The organism is Pseudomonas sp. B2021, assembly GCF_018135665.1.
In the GTDB taxonomy this organism is placed as follows: domain Bacteria; phylum Pseudomonadota; class Gammaproteobacteria; order Pseudomonadales; family Pseudomonadaceae; genus Aquipseudomonas; species Aquipseudomonas lactis.
Map to the genome: position 1 here is coordinate 4,748,301 of NZ_SMOF01000001.1, position 20,204 is coordinate 4,768,504.

At 60.8% G+C, this 20,204-nt stretch carries 22 protein-coding genes and 1 pseudogene; 10 read left to right on the plus strand and 13 right to left on the minus strand.

Annotated features, from left to right (window positions below; all coding sequences use genetic code 11):
* Nucleotides 1–306: 306 nt before the first annotated feature.
* Nucleotides 307–630: a DUF2025 family protein gene (locus E1K68_RS21360; protein WP_137203930.1), complete on the minus strand. Its 324-nt coding sequence runs from the start codon at nucleotides 628–630 to the stop codon at nucleotides 307–309.
* A gap of 232 nt (nucleotides 631–862) precedes the next feature.
* Between E1K68_RS21360 and E1K68_RS21365 the strand changes: the two genes are divergently transcribed.
* From E1K68_RS21365 to E1K68_RS21375, 3 genes are all read left to right on the plus strand, one after another.
* Nucleotides 863–1,990, plus strand: coding sequence for a glycerophosphodiester phosphodiesterase (locus E1K68_RS21365; protein ID WP_105228078.1), 1,128 nt, complete (start codon nucleotides 863–865; stop codon nucleotides 1,988–1,990).
* 94 nt (nucleotides 1,991–2,084) lie between these two features.
* On the plus strand, nucleotides 2,085–2,399 hold the full coding sequence (locus E1K68_RS21370) for a PepSY domain-containing protein (RefSeq protein WP_003193676.1): 315 nt from the start codon (nucleotides 2,085–2,087) through the stop codon (nucleotides 2,397–2,399).
* A gap of 145 nt (nucleotides 2,400–2,544) precedes the next feature.
* Nucleotides 2,545–3,564 carry a transporter gene (locus tag E1K68_RS21375; RefSeq protein WP_003193678.1) on the plus strand — a complete coding sequence of 340 codons (1,020 nt, stop codon included), beginning with the start codon at nucleotides 2,545–2,547 and terminating at the stop codon, nucleotides 3,562–3,564.
* A 117-nt stretch (nucleotides 3,565–3,681) separates the two neighbouring features.
* On the opposite strand, the gene E1K68_RS21380 is transcribed toward E1K68_RS21375, so the two are convergent.
* From E1K68_RS21380 to E1K68_RS21390, 3 genes are read right to left on the minus strand one after another with little or no spacing between them, the layout of a single operon-like run.
* A complete protein-coding gene (locus tag E1K68_RS21380) occupies nucleotides 3,682–4,656 on the minus strand; it encodes a biotin-dependent carboxyltransferase family protein (protein WP_212614635.1) in 975 nt (324 codons plus the stop codon).
* Complete coding sequence (locus tag E1K68_RS21385; protein ID WP_003193682.1) at nucleotides 4,653–5,531, minus strand: allophanate hydrolase subunit 1; 879 nt, start codon at nucleotides 5,529–5,531, stop codon at nucleotides 4,653–4,655. The genes E1K68_RS21380 and E1K68_RS21385 overlap by 4 nt, the downstream gene beginning before the upstream one ends.
* A gap of 56 nt (nucleotides 5,532–5,587) precedes the next feature.
* The gene (locus tag E1K68_RS21390) at nucleotides 5,588–6,346 is read right to left on the minus strand and encodes a 5-oxoprolinase subunit PxpA (RefSeq protein ID WP_169856200.1); all 759 of its coding nucleotides are present in this window, start codon (nucleotides 6,344–6,346) and stop codon (nucleotides 5,588–5,590) included.
* Nucleotides 6,347–6,595: 249 nt separating this feature from the next.
* Here E1K68_RS21390 and E1K68_RS21395 point away from each other — a divergent pair, with 249 nt between their 5' ends.
* A complete protein-coding gene (locus E1K68_RS21395; protein WP_014719628.1) occupies nucleotides 6,596–7,513 on the plus strand; it encodes a LysR family transcriptional regulator in 918 nt (305 codons plus the stop codon).
* On the opposite strand, the gene E1K68_RS21400 is transcribed toward E1K68_RS21395, so the two are convergent.
* A complete protein-coding gene (locus E1K68_RS21400; protein ID WP_212614636.1) occupies nucleotides 7,510–8,406 on the minus strand; it encodes a LysR family transcriptional regulator in 897 nt (298 codons plus the stop codon). The two genes, E1K68_RS21395 and E1K68_RS21400, sit on opposite strands and share 4 nt — an antisense overlap.
* Nucleotides 8,407–8,512: 106 nt before the next feature.
* On the opposite strand from E1K68_RS21400, the pseudogene E1K68_RS21405 reads away from it, so the two are divergent.
* Nucleotides 8,513–9,271 (plus strand): annotated as a pseudogene (locus E1K68_RS21405) (SDR family oxidoreductase).
* A 79-nt stretch (nucleotides 9,272–9,350) separates the two neighbouring features.
* Here E1K68_RS21405 and E1K68_RS21410 read toward each other — a convergent pair.
* Entirely contained in the window at nucleotides 9,351–9,815 is a 465-nt protein-coding gene (locus tag E1K68_RS21410) for a multidrug/biocide efflux PACE transporter (RefSeq protein ID WP_034134337.1), read from the minus strand.
* 88 nt (nucleotides 9,816–9,903) lie between these two features.
* Between E1K68_RS21410 and E1K68_RS21415 the strand changes: the two genes are divergently transcribed.
* The gene (locus E1K68_RS21415) at nucleotides 9,904–10,758 is read left to right on the plus strand and encodes a LysR family transcriptional regulator (protein WP_057711759.1); all 855 of its coding nucleotides are present in this window, start codon (nucleotides 9,904–9,906) and stop codon (nucleotides 10,756–10,758) included.
* A 137-nt stretch (nucleotides 10,759–10,895) separates the two neighbouring features.
* On the opposite strand, the gene E1K68_RS21420 is transcribed toward E1K68_RS21415, so the two are convergent.
* The 4 genes from E1K68_RS21420 to E1K68_RS21435 are packed head-to-tail and all read right to left on the minus strand — an operon-like array spanning nucleotide 10,896 to nucleotide 13,433.
* Nucleotides 10,896–12,119: an RNA polymerase sigma factor gene (locus E1K68_RS21420; protein WP_212614637.1), complete on the minus strand. Its 1,224-nt coding sequence runs from the start codon at nucleotides 12,117–12,119 to the stop codon at nucleotides 10,896–10,898.
* Complete coding sequence (locus E1K68_RS21425) at nucleotides 12,116–12,592, minus strand: SRPBCC family protein (RefSeq protein ID WP_137203923.1); 477 nt, start codon at nucleotides 12,590–12,592, stop codon at nucleotides 12,116–12,118. Before E1K68_RS21425 ends, E1K68_RS21420 begins: the two co-directional genes overlap by 4 nt.
* A gap of 25 nt (nucleotides 12,593–12,617) precedes the next feature.
* A complete protein-coding gene (locus tag E1K68_RS21430) occupies nucleotides 12,618–12,971 on the minus strand; it encodes a YciI family protein (protein WP_003193695.1) in 354 nt (117 codons plus the stop codon).
* 42 nt (nucleotides 12,972–13,013) lie between these two features.
* Entirely contained in the window at nucleotides 13,014–13,433 is a 420-nt protein-coding gene (locus tag E1K68_RS21435; RefSeq protein ID WP_212614638.1) for a nuclear transport factor 2 family protein, read from the minus strand.
* A gap of 145 nt (nucleotides 13,434–13,578) precedes the next feature.
* Here E1K68_RS21435 and E1K68_RS21440 point away from each other — a divergent pair, with 145 nt between their 5' ends.
* On the plus strand, nucleotides 13,579–14,070 hold the full coding sequence (locus tag E1K68_RS21440) for a GNAT family N-acetyltransferase (protein WP_003193698.1): 492 nt from the start codon (nucleotides 13,579–13,581) through the stop codon (nucleotides 14,068–14,070).
* 66 nt (nucleotides 14,071–14,136) lie between these two features.
* On the opposite strand, the gene E1K68_RS21445 is transcribed toward E1K68_RS21440, so the two are convergent.
* The gene (locus E1K68_RS21445; RefSeq protein WP_003193700.1) at nucleotides 14,137–14,619 is read right to left on the minus strand and encodes a GyrI-like domain-containing protein; all 483 of its coding nucleotides are present in this window, start codon (nucleotides 14,617–14,619) and stop codon (nucleotides 14,137–14,139) included.
* Nucleotides 14,620–14,814: 195 nt separating this feature from the next.
* On the opposite strand from E1K68_RS21445, the gene alaC reads away from it, so the two are divergent.
* Nucleotides 14,815–16,026, plus strand: a complete 1,212-nt coding sequence (gene alaC, locus E1K68_RS21450) for an alanine transaminase (protein WP_003193701.1) — start codon at nucleotides 14,815–14,817, stop codon at nucleotides 16,024–16,026.
* Nucleotides 16,027–16,159: 133 nt separating this feature from the next.
* Here alaC and E1K68_RS21455 read toward each other — a convergent pair whose 3' ends face one another.
* Nucleotides 16,160–17,512: a GntP family permease gene (locus tag E1K68_RS21455; RefSeq protein WP_003193703.1), complete on the minus strand. Its 1,353-nt coding sequence runs from the start codon at nucleotides 17,510–17,512 to the stop codon at nucleotides 16,160–16,162.
* 84 nt (nucleotides 17,513–17,596) lie between these two features.
* Nucleotides 17,597–18,130: a gluconokinase gene (locus tag E1K68_RS21460; RefSeq protein WP_003193705.1), complete on the minus strand. Its 534-nt coding sequence runs from the start codon at nucleotides 18,128–18,130 to the stop codon at nucleotides 17,597–17,599.
* A gap of 212 nt (nucleotides 18,131–18,342) precedes the next feature.
* On the opposite strand from E1K68_RS21460, the gene E1K68_RS21465 reads away from it, so the two are divergent.
* Nucleotides 18,343–19,374: a LacI family DNA-binding transcriptional regulator gene (locus E1K68_RS21465; RefSeq protein ID WP_164692282.1), complete on the plus strand. Its 1,032-nt coding sequence runs from the start codon at nucleotides 18,343–18,345 to the stop codon at nucleotides 19,372–19,374.
* 485 nt (nucleotides 19,375–19,859) lie between these two features.
* Nucleotides 19,860–20,099, plus strand: a complete 240-nt coding sequence (locus E1K68_RS21470; protein WP_003193708.1) for a DUF6124 family protein — start codon at nucleotides 19,860–19,862, stop codon at nucleotides 20,097–20,099.
* The last annotated feature ends 105 nt before the right edge of the window (nucleotides 20,100–20,204 follow it).

The window sequence follows — 20,204 nt, forward strand, 5'->3', positions numbered from 1 at the left end:
CGGGCACACCGAGCCCAAGCGAGGTGCCGAGTGGTGGGGCAAGAGCCCTTTGGTTCCTTTGGGCTGGGCCGGCATTCCGGCTCTTTTCCAAAGTGACCCGCCGTCAAGCGGAACCCTAAGTGGCCGTTACCGAAGGAATGGATATGTACACAGTCCAACTGTGTTGACTGTCAGGCCGCCTTCGCGAGCAAGCCCGCACAGTTTTGACCGCGGGGTGTCAGGTAGATAAGTGTCGGCTGGCAGGCCGCCATCGCAGGCAAGCCAGCTCCCACCTTTGCTCGTCATCGTTTGCAAAATGACGGACGACTAACTGACCAAACTACGCAACGCGCTGATCTGCGGGATCTCTACCCGGTGCATATACACGCGTAGCGGCTCGGTGATGTTGATGCGCTCGTCGATATTCTGGTCGAGCAACAACTGCAGGCGCGCTCGGCACAGGGTCATGGTGTGGTCGGCGGCCGGCAGCCAGACGAACTCGGCCGTGGGGATGATGCCGTCATCGGCCACGTCCATGCCGAATGAGTCTTCGCTGAAACGCACGATGTACTGGTCGGTCTTGCGGTTGAGGCCGACAAAACCCTGGAGTTGGTCGGCGGCCTGGCAGATAAGCTCGGAAGTGATGCGCATGGTAAACCTCACTGAAAAGTTCCACAGGGACTGGAAAGATGGTTTACACGCGTGGCAGAAATTACCGCCCTCTGACGGGGCAGCTACCCGTAAGAATACTGCAACGCCCTGCAAAAAAGTCCACAAAATTGGCCGGTGCGCACGTTAATGTCGGTTTGGTGATAGCGCCGTTCGCAATCAATTGTTAAAAAGGACACCTTCTCAAAGTTACCTCCACGAAAGGACTTCGCATATGCCTGTCACGTTTTCCAAAAGCGCCTTGCTGCTGGCGTTGATGCTCGGCCTTGGCCAGGCACAGGCTGCCGAGCCGGTCAGCCCGGCCGAATTGGCGACAAACGAAGGCATCCCCTACCCTGCCGTGATCGCTCACCGTGGCGCTTCCTATGACGCGCCTGAATCCACCGCCGCGGCCTACAAGGTTGCACGCGACCTGGGCGCCGACTACCTGGAACTGGACCTGCAACGTAGCAAGGACGGCGTGCTGTTCGCCCTGCACGACAACAACCTGCAGCGCACCACCGACGTCGCCACCAAGTTTCCCGAGCGCAAAGACGCACCCGCCAACGAGTTCACCTGGAAAGAGCTGCAAACCCTCGACGCCGGCAGTTGGTTCAACGCCGCCTACCCGGACCGCGCGCGCCCTGGTTTCGTTGGCCTGAAGATCCTGAGCCTGGACGACATCATCAAGATCGCCGAAGGCAACCCCTCGCACAAACCCGGCCTGTACATCGAGACCAAGGAGCCCAAGCAGTTCCCCGGTATCGAAGCCGACCTGAAAAACAAGCTGCTGGACAAAGGCTGGCTGAGCTCCGCCGGCTCCAAACTGGGCAAGAGCAACACCGGTGTCGGCCAAGGCAAGGGCCGCGTGGTGCTGCAAACCTTCGAAACCGCAAGCCTCAAAGAGCTGCAGAAGGAAATGCCCAACACTCCGAAAATCCTGCTGTTGTGGGTGGGTGAAGGCAGCATCGAGCCCAAATCCAAAGTGACCTTCGCCGAGTCTGGTGAACCCACCAAGGCCGCCTACTACGCCAAGCAAGAGCCTAAAGACGCCGCCGAATTCGAAAAGTGGGTTGATGAAGCCAAAAGCCTCGGCGCCATCGGCACCGGCCCGTCGGCTGAGCTGACCGACCACGGCGACCAGAGCTATACCGACCTGGTGAAGCCTGAAATGAACAAGCTGACCCACGACAAGGGCCTGCTGGTGCATGTGTATACCGTGGATGAGCCGGTGGACTTCGAGAAAGTCATGAAAGCCGGCGTCGACGGCATCTTCACCAACCGCGCCGCCGAACTGCTGAAGTTCTACAAACGCTGGCCGTCGTCCAGCGTGCAAGACCTGCTCAACGACCATAAGTACTAAAAGCATTGGTGTCAGTGAGCCATTAAGGATGAGTTAAGTTGCGCCGGTTAATCTGGCGCCACTTAAACAGCTCAACCTAAGAAGGACACACACCATGAAAACTTTGACTGCCCTGTTCGCTGCCACCGCCCTGACCCTGACTGCCGGCCTGGCACAGGCGGATGTTCGTCCGGATCATATCGAGGGCCTGCTCAAGTCCGGCGCCGTGATGCCTTTCGACAAACTCAACGCAGCAGCCGTGGCAACTCACCCTGGTGCTTCGATCACTGACACTGAGCTGGACACCAAACACGGTGTCGCCAACCAGTACGTCTACGAAGTGGACCTGACCGATACCACCGGCAAGCGCTTTGAAGTGAAGCTCGACGCCAAGACCGGTGCCGTGCTGGAAAACAAGCAAGACACCTGAGTTGAACCTTGAAAAAACGCGCCACCTTCGGGTGGCGTGTTTTTTTATGCGCGCCTCAAACCGTCACATAACCGTCATACCGCCTTGCAATGATTCGCCTAGGAACCTGTGAAACGTCCTACAGGCCCTTTCTCTGCGAGTCGCCATGAACCACAGCATCGACCATGCCCACCAGGATTCCGATCTGTTTGGCCTGCTTTACGGTTTTCGTTTTCGCCCCGGCGAGAAAGGCCAGCAAATTGATTCCGCCACCGCCCTCGCCGCCTTGCAGCAACCCCCAGACCCGGAAGAATTCCTGTGGCTGCACCTGAACCTGGCCCACGCCGCCTGCGAGCGCTGGATGCAGGCGCACTTGTCGCTGCCGGAAGAGTTTTTTGAAGCCCTGCACGAGGGGTCGCGCTCCACGCGCATCGAGCATGTGGACTCGGCCTTGCTGGCGGTGGTCAACGACGTGGTGTTCAACTTCAGCAGCATGGTGTCGTCGGATATTTCCACGCTGTGGGTGTGCGCCCGCAGCCGCTTGCTGGTGAGTGCGCGCCTGCAGCCGTTGCACTCGGTGGATAAATTGCGCTCGTCGGTGAAGGCCGGTGAACACTTTCGCTCGCCGTTGGAACTGCTGGTGCACCTGCTGCGCGACCAGGGCGAAGTGCTGACGCAGATCGTGCGCAAGACCAGTATCAGCGTCGACCATATCGAAGATCAGCTGTTGTCTTCGCGCCTGTCCACCAACCGCGCCGAACTGGGTGCGGCCCGCCGCGTGCTGGTGCGCCTGCAACGCCTGCTGGCGCTGGAACCGGGCTCGCTGCTGCGCCTGCTCAATCGCCCGCCGCAATGGCTGCAAAAGGAAGACGTGAAGGAGTTACGCAAATCCACCGAGGAGTTTGCGCTGATCATCAACGACCTGACCGCCCTGGGCGAGCGCATCAAGCTGTTGCAGGAAGAGATCGCCGCCAACCTTAATGAACAGAGCAACCGCACGCTGTTCACCCTCACGGTGGTGACAGTGCTGGCGCTGCCGATCAACATCATTGCCGGCTTTTTTGGCATGAATGTGGGTGGGGTGCCGCTGTCCCAGGACCCGGAAGGCTTCTGGATATTGGTGGCCTTGGTCGCAACCTTTACCCTGATCGCCGGGCGTTGGGCCTTTCGCAAATTCTCAAATTGAAATAAGCCCCAACTGTGGGAGCTGGCTTGCCTGCGATTGCGGTGGATCAACCAACACAATGCAAGCTGACTCACCGCTATCGCAGGCAAGCCAGCTCCCACAGGGTTATGCGTCGGGTCAGTGATTGAAGAGTCCAGCCATCGCTTTGAGCCGCTTCTTGTACACCTGCCGCGCCTCCAAAGCCTCCTCGAGACTTACCGCCACAAACCCCGCCCGCTGGTTGGGCTGCATCTGCCCGATCAAGTCCAGGTCGGCGCTGATCACCGTGCCAATCATCGCGTAGCCACCGCCCGACACCGCATCGCGGTGCAGCACAATCGGTTCGAGCCCTGCCGGTACCTGAATCGAGCCAATCGGGTAGCAACTGTCGACGATGTTGGAAGGATCGGAGCCCGCGCCAAACGGCTGTTCCCGTGGCTGGAAGCTCAACGCGCTGCCGCCCTTGAAGCGATAGCCGATGCGATCGGCCTCGGAGCCCACCGTCCATGGCTCGGCAAAAAAGCTGCTTTTGGCCTCGTCAGTCAAACGCTCGTAATACAGCCCCGGCACCACTCGCAATGTCACATCACCACCGACCGAACGCCGCAACGCCATCGGCAAGCTGTTGCCCGCACGCCCGGTACCGCTGGCGGTACCGATCGGCAATTGATCGCCCTCCTGCAAGCGCCGGCCATTAAACCCGCCGAGGGCGCCGAGGGTGTAGGTGGAGCGACTGCCGAGCACCAACGGCACGTCGATACCACCCGCAACGGCGAGGTAGGTGCGTGCGCCGGCCTTGGGAAATTCGAACCGCAGCACCTGCCCGGCGCGCACGGCAAAGGCGGTGTCCTGGTGCACCACTTCACCGTCCAGGCGCGGCGACATCAAGGCGCCGCTCAGGGCCACCAGCGTGTCCTGCTGGAACTCCAGCTCTGGCCCGATCAGCGTGCATTCCAGGCCCGCCGCGCCCACGGGGTTGCCCACCAAGTGGTTGGCCGCACTCAACGCGTATTGGTCCAGCGCCCCCGACGGCGGGATGCCCAAGTGGTAATAACCTTCGCGGCCCAGGTCCTGCACGGAGGTGGCGAGGCCAGGTTTGAGGACCTTGATCATGCCAGCGCCTCCTGCAGGGTTTTCGGATAGCCGATGGGGTCGGCGAGAAAGGCATCCAGGGAAAATTCCACCGGGCGAATGCGTAAATCGAAACGCCCGGCGTCCACCTCGGCGACGGCCCGGTCATAAGCCTCGCGGTCTATCGGCTTGAACTGCACGATATCGCCAGGGCGGAAGAACACCATGTGCGCCTTGAGGTACGCCAACTGCTGCGCCGGGTCGTAGATCGGTGCCGGGGTAACGCCGAACATCTGATAACCGCCCGCCCCTCGCACTGAGTAGATACAGCCAAAGCAGCCGCCATGGCCCAGGGTCAGTTTCGGTGTGTCGGTGCGTGGCCGCAGGTATTTGGGTACCTGCAATTGCCGCTCGCGTTCGACCATCTGGAACATGAACGGCAAGCCCGCGACAAAGCCGACCATCGACACAAACCACGGCGCGCCACTGTGGGCGGCGATGAACGCGTTTACGTCGGCCAAGCCATTGATGCGTGCGGCGTATTCCAGGTCTGTGCCGCTGGGGTCTTGGTGGCGGTCACGAAAGCGCATCAGGGTTTCGTGAGTCCAGGGGTCGTTATAGAGCACTGGGATTTCGATGATGCGCGTGCGCAAGGTGCGCTCGGCCACGGCCTGGGCTTCGGCGCTTTGCACGGCGTCGAGCAGCGCGTGAGGGGCGATGCGGTCGGGGTCGAAGCGAATCTGGAACGATGCATTGGCCAGGCAGACATCCAGTACGCCTTCCAGCGCCAGGCGCTCCACGGCGCGGGTCACCGCCATGCCCTTGAAAAAAGCCTCCAGGGACATGCTGTCGCTGACCTCAGCAAACAGGTGTTCATCACCGCCGAAGCTGTAGCGGATGGGGGACGTTTCAGCCATGTCTGTTCCTCTTGGAATCATTGTAGAAAGGCAGGCAAAAAAGTAAGGGTTGGATCTTATTGGGGTGTTCTGACGTCGATGCCCGCCTGGTCCAGGGCTGCACGGGTGGCCTCCACCAGTTCCAGGGCGCCGGGGGTGTCGCTGTGCAGGCAGATGGAATCGAATTCAATCGCCAGGTCTTCGCCTTCGACGGTACGCACCAGGCCGGCCTGACAAGCACGCAAGACCCGCGCGGCCACGGTGGCGGGGTCCAGCGCCCGCACATTGCGGGTAAACACGATGGAGCCGCTCAGGTCGTATTCACGGTCGGCATAGAACTCGCGCACCACCGGTTGCCCCAGTTCCTTGGCAATGCGCCAGATCACCGAGTTGGGCATGCAATACAGCATCAGCGTGGGCTCGATGACTTGCAGGTTTTGCACCAACAGCCGGGCGGCCTCTTCATCGCGGGCCAGGTGCATGTACAGCGCGCCGTGAGGCTTGATGTGTTGCAGGGTCATGCCTTGGGCACGGGCCATTTCACGCAGGGCACCGAGCTGGTAGAGCATGTCGTCCACCAGTTCCTGGGCCGGTGCGTTGATATGCCGGCGACCGAAACCCACCAGGTCATGGAAGCCTGGGTGCGCGCCAATCGCCACACCCAGTTGCTTGGCGCGCTCAACGGTGCGGCGCATGGTGCCGGGGTCGCCGGCGTGAAAGCCGGTGGCGATATTGGCCGAGCTGATGTAGGCCATCAGCTCTGCGTCGACGCCGTCGCCAATGGTCCAGGGGCCAAAGCTTTCGCCCATGTCTGAATTGAAATCCACTGCCTGCATCGAGGTCGCTCCGCCAAAGGTGATGCCCGCAAAGTAGGCTGGGGCTTGACCCCTTGGGAAGATCTATTATCAGATGGCCCATCTTCTGAAAATCAGATAGCTTTTTATCCTCGACCCCCGATCGTTCCCACGCTCTGCGTGGGAATGCAGCCATGGACGCTCTGCGTCCGCACTTGAGACCGTGACGCGGAGCGTCACAAGAGGCATTCCCACGCAGAGCGTGGGAACGATCAATAAGCAGAGTGCGATATGTCTTTAACCTTGCGCCAGGTTCGCTATTTCGTCGCCACCGCCGAGATCGGCCAGATATCCCAGGCGGCGATTCACTTGAATATTTCCCAATCGGCGGTGACCACGGCGATCAAGGAGCTGGAAGCCATGCTCGGCGTGCAGTTGTTCGTGCGCTCGGCCCAGGGCATGAACCTCACCGATGCCGGGCGGCATTTTCTCAACCGTGCCTACGTGATTGTGCGCAGCGTGGAGGACGCCCTCAACAGCCCGTTGCCGGACTACCGCGCCAGCGGCGTGCTGCGGGTGGCGGCCAGTTACACGGTGCTGGGTTATTTCCTGCCGCACCATTTGCAGCGCATGGAGCATTGGCATCCGGACGTGACCATCGAGGTGTTCGAACAGGAACGCCAGGCCATCGAACAGGGCCTGCTCGACGGCCAGTTCGACATGGCCGTGGTGCTGACCGCCAACCTCACCCACGCGGATATCGTCTCGGAAATTCTGTTCAACTCCGAACGCCGCCTGTGGCTGCCCAGCCATCACCCGTTGTGCGAACGCGGCGCCGTGAGCCTGGCGGACGTGGCCCAAGAACCCTACATTTTGCTCACCGTCGATGAAGCCGAACACAGCGCCATGCGCTACTGGGAACAGGCCGGGCAAACGCCCAAGGTGCGGCTGCGCACCAGCTCAGTGGAGGCGGTGCGCAGCATGGTTGCCAACGGCAGCGGCGTGGCGATCCTGTCAGACCTGGTGCACCGGCCCTGGTCCCTGGAAGGCAAACGCATCGAAACCCTGACCGTCACCGACCCGGTCACACCCATGAGCGTCGGCCTGGCTTGGCACCGCGAGCGTGCGTTTACCCCAGCGATGCAAGCGTTCCGGGACTACTTCCACGACGCGTTCCTGGCACCGCAGCAGTTGTCGGCGCGCCGCTAGAGATGGGCTTGCAGGGTGGCGGCCAACCAATCCATGAACACCCGCACTCGCAATGGCAAATGCCGCTGGCCGGCGTACAGCAACGACACATCCAAGGGCGGCGCCTGGTAATCGGGCAGCACCGCCACCAACTCGCCGCTGGCCAACAAGTCGCGTATCCCGAGCTGAGGCACCTGCGTGATGCCAAACCCGCCCAGGCACGCCGACTGATAGGCGTCGGTGCTGTTGACCGTCACCCGGCCTGCCATCGGTAACCGCTGCACCTTGTTGCCCACCAAGTACTCGAACCCGGCCGAGCGTGCGCCCAGTGGCCGCACGTAATGCACCAACTGGTGATGCGCCAGGTCTGCCAAGGTTTCGGGCACGCCATACCGTTGCAGGTACGCCGCACTCGCGCAGTTGACCATCGGCATGCTGCACACCCGCCGCGCTACCACGGTTTGATCGGGCTGGGCGCCGACGCGCACCACGCAATCAAAACCTTCGGCGATCAGGTCCACCTGGCGGTCCGAACCGCTGATCTCCATGTCGATCAGAGGATGGCGCGCCATGAACGTGGGCAAGTTCGGCAAGATCAAGCCCCGCGCCATGACATTGGGCATGTCCACCCGTATGCGCCCGGCCAATTGGGTTTCGTCCTGACGGAACAACCCTTCCAGCTCCTCCATATGCGCCAGCAGATCCTTGCTGCGCTCATACAACACCCGACCATCCTGGGTCGCCTGCACCTTGCGCGTGGTGCGTTGCAACAGCCGTGCGCCCAGCAACTCCTCCAACGCCTGCACATGCTCGGATACCGTAGAGCGCGGCAAGCCCAGGCTTTGGCCGGCCTGGGTAAAGCTCGACAACTCAGTGACGCGTACGAAGGTGCGCAGCAGCTCAAGCTTGTTCATGTGATTGTTCGCCCTATCCGGCCAGTGATTCCGATATCAGCCTGTTTATCACGTTATGGCCGGACAAATACACTCAATCCCACTAACCCCATTTGAGGACTGCACCATGACCCGTAAAATCGCACTCATCACCGGCGCCAGTCGTGGCCTTGGAAAAAGCGCCGCCCTGCACCTGGCTGCGCAAGGCATCGACATCATCGGCACTTACCACAGCGCAGCGACCGAAGCCCAAGCCGTGATAGCCCAAGTAGAGGCCTTGGGCGGTCGCGCCGCCATGCTGCAACTGGACGTCAGCCAGAGTGAAACCTTCGATGCATTCGTTGGCCAGATCGGCACCCTGCTCAAGGATGTGTTCGCCCAGGATCATTTCAACTTCCTGATCAACAACGCCGGGGTTGGCACCTACGCAAGCTTTGCCGAAACCACCGAAGCCCAGTTCGACCAACTGGTGGCGATCCATGTGAAGGCACCGTTTTTCCTCACGCAAAAACTGCTGCCGCTGATCCGCGATGGCGGGCGCATCATCAATATCTCCAGCGGCTTGGCGCGCTTCAGCCTGCCGGGTTATGCGGCCTACGCGTCCATGAAAGGCGCGGTGGAAGTGTTGTCGCGCTACTAGGCTAAAGAGCTGGGCCCACGGGGTATCACCGTGAACACCCTGGCACCGGGCGCGATTGCCACTGACTTCGGCGGTGGCGCGGTACGCGATAACAATGATGTGAATGCGATGGTGGCCAATAACACTGCTCTTGGCCGAGCCGGCTTGCCGGACGATATTGGCGGCGCGATTTCGATCTTGCTGGCCGATGGCAGCCACTGGATCACCGGCCAGCGGATCGAGGCGTCGGGCGGGATGTTCCTCTAAACGGCGGCCCCCTGTAGGAGCGAGCTTGCTCGCGAAAAACTCAAGAGCGCCGCGTATTTACAGAGGCCCCGCGTTATCGTTAGCGATCTTCGCGAGCAAGCTCGCTCCTACAGTGGGTAGCATTTTTTTCGCTGATTTTTTCCCGAATGACGTCGTAACCCCAGTGGTACACGTAGGTGTAGGGCAGGAAGAACAACAACACGCCAATGTCGAGGATGAAGGCTTCCAACAGGCTGATCTTCATCAAGGCAGCAATCAATGGCACCGCCAGCAGAATCAGGCCGCCTTCAAACAGCAGCGCGTGCAGCACACGGGTCCAACCACCGTTGGCCAGTTGCAGGCGAGCTTTAAGGCGGTCGAACAGGCTGTTGAACACCACGTTCCAGCTCAGTGCCAACAGGCTGATGCCCAAGGTCACTGCGCCCATCTCCAGCGCCGGCCGGCCAGTGACCCACACCAGCAGTGGCGTGCAGATCAATAGGGCCAGCCCTTCGAAACCAAGGGCTTGAAAAACGCGTTCAGTAAGGGATTTGGTAGGGGTCATGACCCGGCTCCGTGAGTGACGATGGTTGCCATGATCAGGCTTTGTCTCGATACTTCATAACCAATAACCATCGATCAAGGCGATAGTCATGGCCTCCCATGAAGTGCTCCAGGCGTTTGTCCAGGCGGCCACCCAAGGCTCGTTTTCCGCGGCGGCGCGCAAGCTGGGCAAGAGCCAGTCCACCGTGAGCGCGGCGGTGGCCAGCCTTGAGATCGACCTGGATGTGGTGCTGTTTGACCGCAGCAGCCGCAAACCGACCCTCACGCCCGCAGGGCAGGTTTTGCTGCAACGGGCTGAGCAAGTGCTGGAAGCCAGTAGCCGCCTGGAGCTGGCGGCCAGTCAGTTATCTCAAGGCCTGGAGCCGAAGTTGAGTATCGCCATGTCCGATACTTATCAGTCTGATCGATTCGAGATCGCCCTCACCGCCTTCGAACGACGCTACCCGGACCTTGAGCTGGAATGCCTGATCGCGGAATGCGAAGACCTGATCGCGCTGGTGCAAAGTGGCCGGGCGCAGATCGCATTTATTGAGAAACAGGAAGTTTACCCGCCCGATCTGACCTTCTCTGCGGTGGAAGAGCGCACGGAGATCGCGCTGTTCGTCTCGCCTAAACACCCGTTGGCGAGCCTGGGCAAGGTTCACCCGCACACGCTGCAACAACACCGGGAGTTGCGCTTGGCGAGCATCATCAGCCCCAATGAAAACCGCGGTAAGCAACGCGTCTGGTCGGCGCCGAGTTACCTGATGCTGATGGAAATGGCGCAGCTGGGGTTTGGCTGGGCACCGATTCCACGCTGGCTGGTGGAGCGCTTTGGCGGCAACCAGTTGGTTGAACTCAAGGTGCGCAGTTGGCCGCGTTCGGTGGCGGTGGATGCGCTGTGGTCGCGGCAACAGCCGCCGGGGCCTGCGGGGAGCTGGTTGCTGGGCAAGATGCTGGAATGAGCCTGTAGGAGCGAGCTTGCTCGCGAAGAACGTCAACGATAACGCGTGCTTCCTGAAGAAACGCGGCGTCGGTGAGTTTTTCGCGAGCAAGCTCGCTCCTACAGGTATTAGGCTTACGCCCTCCTACATTTGGATCGTCACTGTCTGGGGGAATTGAGTTCGGCGAGGCGTCGCGTGATGAAGCGTTTTTCTGGCGCTTGTTGGGTCAGGGACAAAGCTTTTTCGTACGCCCTGCGGGCTTCGTCAAACCGCCCCAACTGCCGGCAAAACTCCCCACGCGCCGAATGCGCCAAGTGGTAGTCCTGCAAATCACCGCGCTGCAAAACGTTGTCTACCAGCGCCAACCCCGCCAACGGCCCCTGCTCCATCGCCACCGCTACCGCACGGTTCAACTCGATCACCGGCGACGGCACAGCCCTGAGCAACACATCGTAGAGCCCGACAATCTGCCGCCAATCGGTGTGCCCCGCGCTGAGCGCCTCGGCGTGTACGGCGGCAATCGCCGCCTGCAGGCAATACGGTCCAAAGCGCCGCGAGGTGAGCGCCTGCTCCACCAGTGCGCAGCCTTCAGCGATCAAGGCCCTGTCCCAAAGCGTACGATCCTGCGCGTCCAACAGCACCAGTTCGCCGCTGGCAGAAGTACGGGCAGGCCGACGCGACTCGTGCAGCAACATCAACGCCAGCAAGCCCATGACTTCCGGCTCGGGCAGCAACTCCAACAGCAAGCGCCCCAGACGAATGGCCTCCAGGGTCAGGTCTTCACGGGTGAGGTCGGCACCCGCCGAGGCCGAATAGCCCTCGTTGAACACCAGGTAAATCACCCGCAGCACACTGTCCAACCGCTCGGGCAATTCGGCCCGGGACGGCACTTGATAGGGAATTTTCGCCTCACGGATCTTGCCCTTGGCGCGCACGATGCGTTGGGCAATGGTGGTGGGCGTGGCAAGAAAAGCGTGAGCGATGGCCTCGGTGCTCAGGTCGCAGATCTCGCGCAGGGTCAGCGCAACCTGGGCATCGGCTGCCAACGCTGGGTGGCAGCAGGTAAACATCAGGCGCAGGCGGTCGTCTTCCACGTCTTCATCACTCCACGGCGCGGCCTCCAGCGCGTCGGCCTGCTCCTCCAATAACGGGGTAAACCGCGACTGCCGCCGCAGGCGGTCGATGGCCTTGAAGCGGCCGGTGGACACCAGCCACGCCCGAGGATTATCCGGCACGCCATCCTCGGGCCAGCGCTGCACGGCGACAAAAAACGCCTCATGCAGCGCCTCCTCGGCCAGGTCGAAATCCCCCAGCACGCGAATCAACGTCGCGAGCACGCGGCGTGATTCGCTGCGGTAAATGGCGTCGATCTGCGCGGTCAATCGGCCATGTCCTCGGTCACCAACTTCACCAGGCGGTCCAGGCTCTGGCCCCAACCGTCATGAAAGCCCATGGCTTCGTGGGCCTGTTTGTCCTCGTCACTCCAGTGCATGGCACGGGCGGTGTAGAGGGTCTTTCCCCCGACCTCCTCAAAGGTGACTTCGGCGCTCATGAACGGCTTGCCCGAAGGCACCCAGCCCGGCATGAACGCGTCGGTAAACACCAGGCGGTTGGGCGCGTCGATCTCCAGGAATACGCCCTGGGTCGGGTATTCGCTGCCATCCGGCGCGCGCATCAAGGTGCGGAACAAGCCGCCGACCCACAGGTTCATCTCGCATTCAGGGGTGGTCATGCCGTGGGGGCCCCACCATTGTTGCAGCAGGGTTGGCTCGGTCCAGGCGCGAAACACCCGGCGGCGCGGCGCATCGATCAAGCGGCTGATGGACAGTTCAAATTGAGCGGGTTGAGTGTTCACGGGGAAACCTCCTCAAGGCTTTTGATTATTGTGTTGAGAGATCCAATTGGCGCACAGGGCGCACTTCCACACTGCCGACCCGGGCCGCCGGAATGCCGCCCGCCACCTGGAGCGCTTCATTGAGGTCCTTGGCGTCGATCAGGTAGAACCCGGCGAGCTGCTCCTTGGTTTCGGCAAACGGCCCATCGGTGATCGACAGCTTGCCGTTGCGCATGCGCACGGTGGTGGCGGTGGTCACCGACTCCAGCGGCTCGGCAGCGAGCATGCGCCCGCTGGCCTGGATGGACTCGGCGTAGGCCAGACATTCCGAGTCATGGGGGCTGTCGGGTGAGGTGTGCAACACCTGTTCGTCGCTGTAGATAAGGCACAGGTATTTCATGGCGTTCTCCGTTTTCGGACTACTGACTATAGTTCGCGGTGCTCAAGGTTTCAGGTCGAACAACGCCGTGCCGCTGTGCATATCAAACGGCGCCGACCAGTGCTCATGCACCACCTTCCATTGGCCATTGATACGCTGGTAGCCGGCGGTTACGCGCATCCAGCAGGCCTTCACCTCACCGTCCGGCCCGGCGCCGCCGCAGTGGGCCAGCCAATGGGCGAATGCGCTGTCTGGCGCTTCGACGACATGCAGTTCATGAAACTCGAAGATGCCGGGCCCGGGGCAGTGCTCCATGCACGCTTCCCAGTGCGCGCGGTAGGCCGCCTTGCCTTTGAATTGCAGGGCGGTTACAGCGTCGAACGAGACGATATCGTCGGCGTAAAAGCTGACAATCTGATCGATATCACGGCTGACGACGGCGTCTTTCCATTGCTCGATCAGGCTCTTGATTGCAGTGCTCATGGCGATGACTCCTTGGGGTGGAAAATCACGGAAGACACCCTTAGTCGAATGGCCCGAAGGAAAATCGACATCCCCCTGAAAAATAATTTCCCGTAGCCCAAACCCGATAAACTGCCCCCTCCCTTGCAGCCGTTCGGATAGCCCGATGCAAACCCGCCTCGTCGCCTACGAGGCGCTGAATGCTGTGCAACAACAGCAAGTCGGCGCCATCGAAGTTCACCCTGAACAACTGCCGTTTTGCGGTGATATGTATTGCGCGCTCAACACTCTGCTCGCCAAGCCAAGCCCTGGGGTCAAGGGCTTTGCGTTGTTGGCCGATGACCTTCCGGTGGCGTTCCTGCTGCTCAAGCGCCCGCCGTGCCTGCCTCATTGGGCCGATGAACACAGCGCCACACTCCACGCGCTACAGGTAGACCGGCATCAGCAGGGGCGTGGATACGGCAAGGCATGTTTGCAGGCACTGCCCGCCCTGGCGCGTGAGGCGTGGCCGCACATCAAGGGGTTGGAGCTATCGGTGGACACCCACAATCGGGCGGCGATGGGGTTGTATCTGGGGGCGGGATGGGTGGATCGCGGCGAGGCGTACAAGGGCCGGGTGGGGTATGAGCGCCGTTTGAGCTTCAGGCTTAATCCATAGCGGCAATGTCACGTAAACATGACTTCCATTCGTGCATATCCTGTTTACGTGACATCAGGTGCAGTGTCAGCCCCGCTCCCCGATCGGCAACCAGATTTCCACCGTGCCCGTACCCTTCCTGGCATCGAAATCCGCGCTGTAGCGCTCAAAATCCGCGCCCATGACCTTGTAGCCCGAGTGCGGCAGCCATTCGAACATGATGCGTTCGTAGGTTTGCTCAAGCGCCTGCACCGGCCCGTAGTGGGGGAACACGGCATAGTTGAGTGGCGGAATTTCGATCACCTCGAAATTGCTCGGCACGTCCTTCTTGGCCGGGACTTCAACACCTGCCAGGTAATCGAATTCGCCGTGATGCGGGTTATGGCACACCCCGTAGGTCACACCGCCGACGCGCTTCTTGAGGTCCTTGATGCAGGTATCGAACAACTCCCACAGCCGTGGGATATCGCCCACGGTGGCCTTCGAATATCGCCCTTGCACCCCGGCGATCACCAGGGCCTTGCCAGCTTCCAGGCGTAGCTCCAACGGTTTTTTTGTCTGCTGATCCATACGAACAGTCTCCTTCTTATGAGGGAACAAACCCGCATCGAGTATAGGGGCATATCCACCTCGTACTCCATGTAGAAAAATTTTCGACGCATCTGGACAACTGGCCATCATCGCCCGTATTGTCTGCCCCGCAGGCCACCGCAGTGGCCGACGTCGCTCGGACGGTTCCGGGCGCTTACGTACCTCGAGGCAACAATGGCAGACCAAGGTTCGCCGCGCCGCTTTGCGCGCATAGATCGACTCCCCCCCTATGTTTTCAATATCACTGCCGAGCTGAAGATGGCTGCGCGTCGGCGCGGCGAAGACATCATCGACTTGAGCATGGGTAACCCTGACGGCGCCACGCCTCCCCACATCGTGGAGAAAATGGTCACCGTCGCCCAACGTGACGACACCCACGGCTACTCCACCTCCAAAGGTATCCCGCGCCTGCGCCGGGCAATCTCGCGCTGGTACAAGGATCGTTACGCGGTGGATATCGACCCCGAGTCCGAAGCCATCGTGACCATCGGTTCCAAGGAAGGCCTGGCGCACTTGATGCTAGCCACCCTGGACCAGGGCGATACTGTGCTGGTGCCCAACCCCAGCTACCCGATTCATATCTACGGCGCAGTGATCGCCGGCGCCCAGGTACGTTCGGTGCCACTGATACCCGGCGTGGATTTCTTCGCTGAGCTGGAGCGCGCGATTCGCGGCTCGATCCCCAAGCCGAAGATGATGATCCTGGGCTTTCCGTCCAACCCCACCGCGCAGTGCGTGGAACTGGACTTCTTCGAACGGGTGATCGCCCTGGCCAAGCAGTACGACGTACTGGTGGTGCACGACCTGGCCTACGCCGACATCGTCTACGACGGCTGGAAAGCCCCCTCGATCATGCAAGTGCCCGGCGCCAAGGACATTGCGGTGGAGTTTTTCACCCTGTCCAAGAGCTACAACATGGCCGGCTGGCGCATCGGCTTCATGGTGGGCAACCCGGAACTGGTCAACGCCCTGGCACGCATCAAGAGCTACCACGACTACGGCACCTTCACCCCGCTGCAAGTGGCGGCAATTGCGGCGCTGGAAGGCGACCAACAGTGCGTCAAAGACATCGCCGAGCAGTACCGCCAGCGCCGCAATGTGCTGGTCAAGGGCCTGCACGAGCTGGGCTGGATGGTGGAGAACCCGAAAGCGTCGATGTACGTCTGGGCCAAGATTCCCGAGCAATATGCCGCCATGGGCTCGCTGGAGTTTGCTAAAAAACTGCTATTGGAAGCGAAGGTGTGTGTGTCGCCGGGGATCGGCTTTGGTGAGTATGGCGACGATCATGTGCGCTTTGCGCTGATCGAAAACCAGGACCGGATTCGCCAGGCCGTGCGTGGGATACGCGGCATGTTCAGGGCGGATGGGTTGGCCAGCAAAGCCTGACCTGATCCACCTGAAGAAACCCAATCAATGTGGGAGCTGGCTTGCCTGCGATGCAGACACCTCGGTGTTTCAGATGTACCGAGGTGATGCTATCGCAGGCAAGCCAGCTCCCACATTTGTTTTGCGGTGCCTGTTACACCACCAACGACAGCAACATGATGAAGATCAGCGCCACGATCGACAGAATGGTCTCCATCGCCGTCCAGGTCTTGAACGTCTCGGCCACGGTCATGTTGAAGTACTGCTTGACCAGCCAGAACCCCGCATCGTTGACGTGAGACAGGATCAACGAACCCGCGCCGGTCGCCAGCACCAGCAACTCGCGGTTAACCCCAGGGATCATGCCCACCACCGGCACCACAATGCCCGCACCGGTAATGGTCGCAACCGTCGCTGAACCGGTAGCAATCCGAATCACCGCCGCCACCAGCCACGCCAGCAGGATCGGGTTGATCTGCGCGTTCACCGCCATATGGCCGATCACGTCACCCACACCGCTGGTGACCAGCATCTGCTTGAAGCCACCACCGGCACCGATGATCAGGATGATCGCGGCGGTCGGCGCAAGGCTGGCGTCGAGCAACTTGAGGATCTGCTTGGAGTGGATGCCCTGGCGATGGCCAAAGGTGTACAGCGACAACAGCAACGCCAGCAGCAAGGCAGTGATCGGGTGACCGATCATGTCCATCCAGTTGCGCACCACGTTGCCTTCGGCAAAGGCGATGTCGGCGAAGGTTTTGAGCAGCATCAGGAACACCGGCAGCAGCACGGTGATCAGGGTGATGCTGAAGCTCGGCAGGTCTTTGTTCTCCGGCTCGCGGGCCAGTTGGTCCACCAGTTCCTGGGACGGGTTGCCCGGGATGTACTTGGCGATGAACGTACCGAAGATCGGGCCGGCGATGATGGCGGTCGGCAGAGCAACGATCAGGCCGTACAGGATGGTCTTGCCGATATCGGCGCCGAACACGCCGATGGCTAGCAGCGGGCCTGGATGCGGTGGCACCAGGCCGTGCACTGCCGACAGACCGGCCAGCAGCGGGATGCCGATCTTGATCAGCGATACACCGGTACGCCGGGCGACGATAAACACCAGCGGGATCAGCAACACAAAGCCGATCTCGAAGAACAGCGGGATGCCCACCAGGAACGCGGCGAACATCATGGCCCACTGGACCTTTTCCTTGCCGAAGGCGCGGATCAGGGTCTGGGCGATCTGATCGGCACCGCCAGACTCGGCCATCATCTTGCCGAGCATCGTGCCCAGCGCGAGGATGATGCCGACAAAGCCGAGCACCCCGCCGAAACCGTCCTGGAACGCCTTGATGATCTTGTCCACGGGCATGCCCGAGGTCAGGCCGAGGAAACCGGCCGCGATGATCAGTGCAATGAACGGGTGCACCTTGAACTTGGTGATCAGTACGATCAACCCGATGATAGTGACTACTGCATCTAGCAGCAGGTAAGACTCGTGGGACATGCCAAACATGGGGGGTCTCTCCTGTTTGTTGTTGTTATTAAAGCGGGTGTTGAACTTCCTGCCGGGGATAGCGCTATCTTTTCCGGCAAAAAATTAATGAGTAGGTTCAAAGCCGTGCTTGTGCCACCAGGTATTGGTCTGCTCGGCCAGTTCCTCGACGCTGTCTTCACTGGCGTTGAGCGCCAGGGTCAGCGGCTCGCCCTTGGGCGATTCAAGGGTGGCGAACTGGCTGTCGATCAGGCTGGCCGGCATGAAATGGCCGGGGCGGTGAGACACGCGGTCGGCGGCGACTTCGCGGGTCAGCTCCAGGAAGACAAAACCCAGGCCCGGCGCGGCTTCGCGCAGGTGGTCACGGTATTTTTTCTTCAGGGCCGAACAGGTCAGTACGGGATGCTCGCCGGCCTTCAACGCACGGCGCAGTTCATCGCACAGGATGTCGAGCCAGCCGGCGCGGTCGTCGTCGTTGAGGGGGTGGCCGGCGCTCATCTTTTCGATGTTCGCGGCGGGGTGAAAGCTGTCGCCTTCAATGGCAGTGGCGCCGTTGAGGGCGCACAGGGCTTGGCTGACGCTGGACTTGCCACAGCCGGAAACACCCATGATGACCAGGGCGGTAACAGGTTGACTCATGAAACACCTCAGGACGCAGATAGCGCTACCTTTGCATAGCGTAAGGCTAGTGCAAAAACAGGCTTTTCCCGCGCCGACTTGTCATTTTTATGGAGTGACGCGTGCATCCGCTCCAATCATTCGAACCGGATCAGGCAACCCTAGGTTCAATAATTTGCAGCCCTTTGGAGACAGCGCTACCTTAGTGCCTCGATTTTTGTTTGGCAAGCCGCCTGATGACCTCCAAGAACGATAAAAATACCCGCACAACGGGCCGCCCTACCCTCAATGAAGTGGCGCGCCTTGCTGGCGTCAGCCCGATCACCGCCTCCCGCGCCCTGCGCGGCATCAGCACGGTGGCCACCGAACTGGTGGAAAAAGTGCAACAGGCCGCCGCCGAACTGAGCTACGTGGTCAACCCCGCCGCCCGCGCCCTGGCCTCGGCGCAAAGCCATTCGGTGGTGGTACTGGTGCCGTCACTCTCCAACCTGCTGTTTATCGAAACCCTGGAAGCCATCCATCAGGTACTGCGGCCCAAGGGCTTTGAAGTACTGATCGGCAACTCCCATTATTCGCGCGATGAAGAAGAAGACCTGCTGCGCAACTACATGGCCTACCAGCCACGGGGTTTGTTGCTGACCGGCTTTGACCGCACCGAAAGCGCGCGACGAATGGTCGAGGCCAGCAATGTGCCCTGCGTGTACATGATGGATCTGGACCCCAATGCAGGGGTGAACTGCGTGGGCTTCTCGCAACTGGCCGCGGGCGAGACCGCGGCCGCGCACTTGCTGTCCCGGGGTCGCAAGCGCCTGGCCTATATCGGCGCCCAACTGGACCAACGCACCTTGCTGCGTGGCGAAGGCTTTCGCCGCGCCTTGCAACAGGCCGGCCTGTACGACCCGGCGCTGGAATTGCTGACGCCACGCCCGTCCTCCGTGGGCCTGGGTGGCGAACTGTTTTTGCAACTGCTGGCCGCCCACCCGGAGGTGGACGCGATCTTTTTCGGCAACGACGACCTGGCCCAGGGCGCCCTGCTCGAAGCCCTGCGCCACGGCATCAAGGTGCCGGAACGTGTAGCCGTGCTGGGTTTCAACGACCTGCCCGCCTCGTCCTTCATGGTGCCGCGCCTGAGCAGCATCAGCACGCCACGGGAAGCCATCGGGCGCCGAGCGGCGGAGCATCTGCTGACGATCATGGCGGGCAACAAGGTGGCCAAGCCGGTGGTGGATATGGGGTTTGAGTTGCAGGTGCGCGAGAGCACCTGAGCGTCGAGCCGAACACAATCAATGTGGTGACCACAGAATCAGCGCCTGGCACAGATCCCCTGTGGGAGCGGGCTTGCTCGCGAAGGCGGTGGGTCAATCAATAAATTTTTAACTGAACCACCTGAAACTCAGATTTCCTACGTAATCGTGTAAGAGCAGTCAGAGCGCTGTGGGACGCCTGTAGGAAGTGCCTGACATTGCAGTAAGCGCCTTGCTCCGCTGCCTACGCTTACGTCAGAATCCGCCGGCTTGTGCGCCTCGGTGGCGGTCTCTAAGGTTTGACGGTCGCTGAATTTCTCGGTGATCGGGTTTAGTAGCCCGAGTTCGGTCACTCTAAGTGCATAAGTCTGCCCGCGTTAATGGCGGCTGTGCGTAGGGCACTTTCGGGTGCGCCGGCTTTGAGTGTCCACCGGTCTACTAACCTGCGTACAGTTGCCACCCTCGTTTAGTAGCGATACGGCGGCAGCCCATTCCAGGATGCTCTAATGATCAAACAAATCGATACGCCGCCAACCACCCTCTTCACCCTCATCCCCGATATCTCCACCGAAACCCTACTGGCCAACAGCTACGAAACCGTCTGCTCCGTCAGTACCCTCCTGCTCGACCTGTCCGATGACCTTACCGGCAAACATCGCGATATAGCCCTGGCCATTCATCAATTGAGCGAACTGAGCGTATTGCTGGTGGGCAAGGCCATGGACCAGCACACACCACGCTGCTGAGGCAAAACGCGATCCCTGTGGGAGCTGGCTTGCCTGCGATAGCCATAGGTATCTACACAACTTTGTGGGTTGTAACAGCAGACGGTAACCACGATGCGAAGCGAG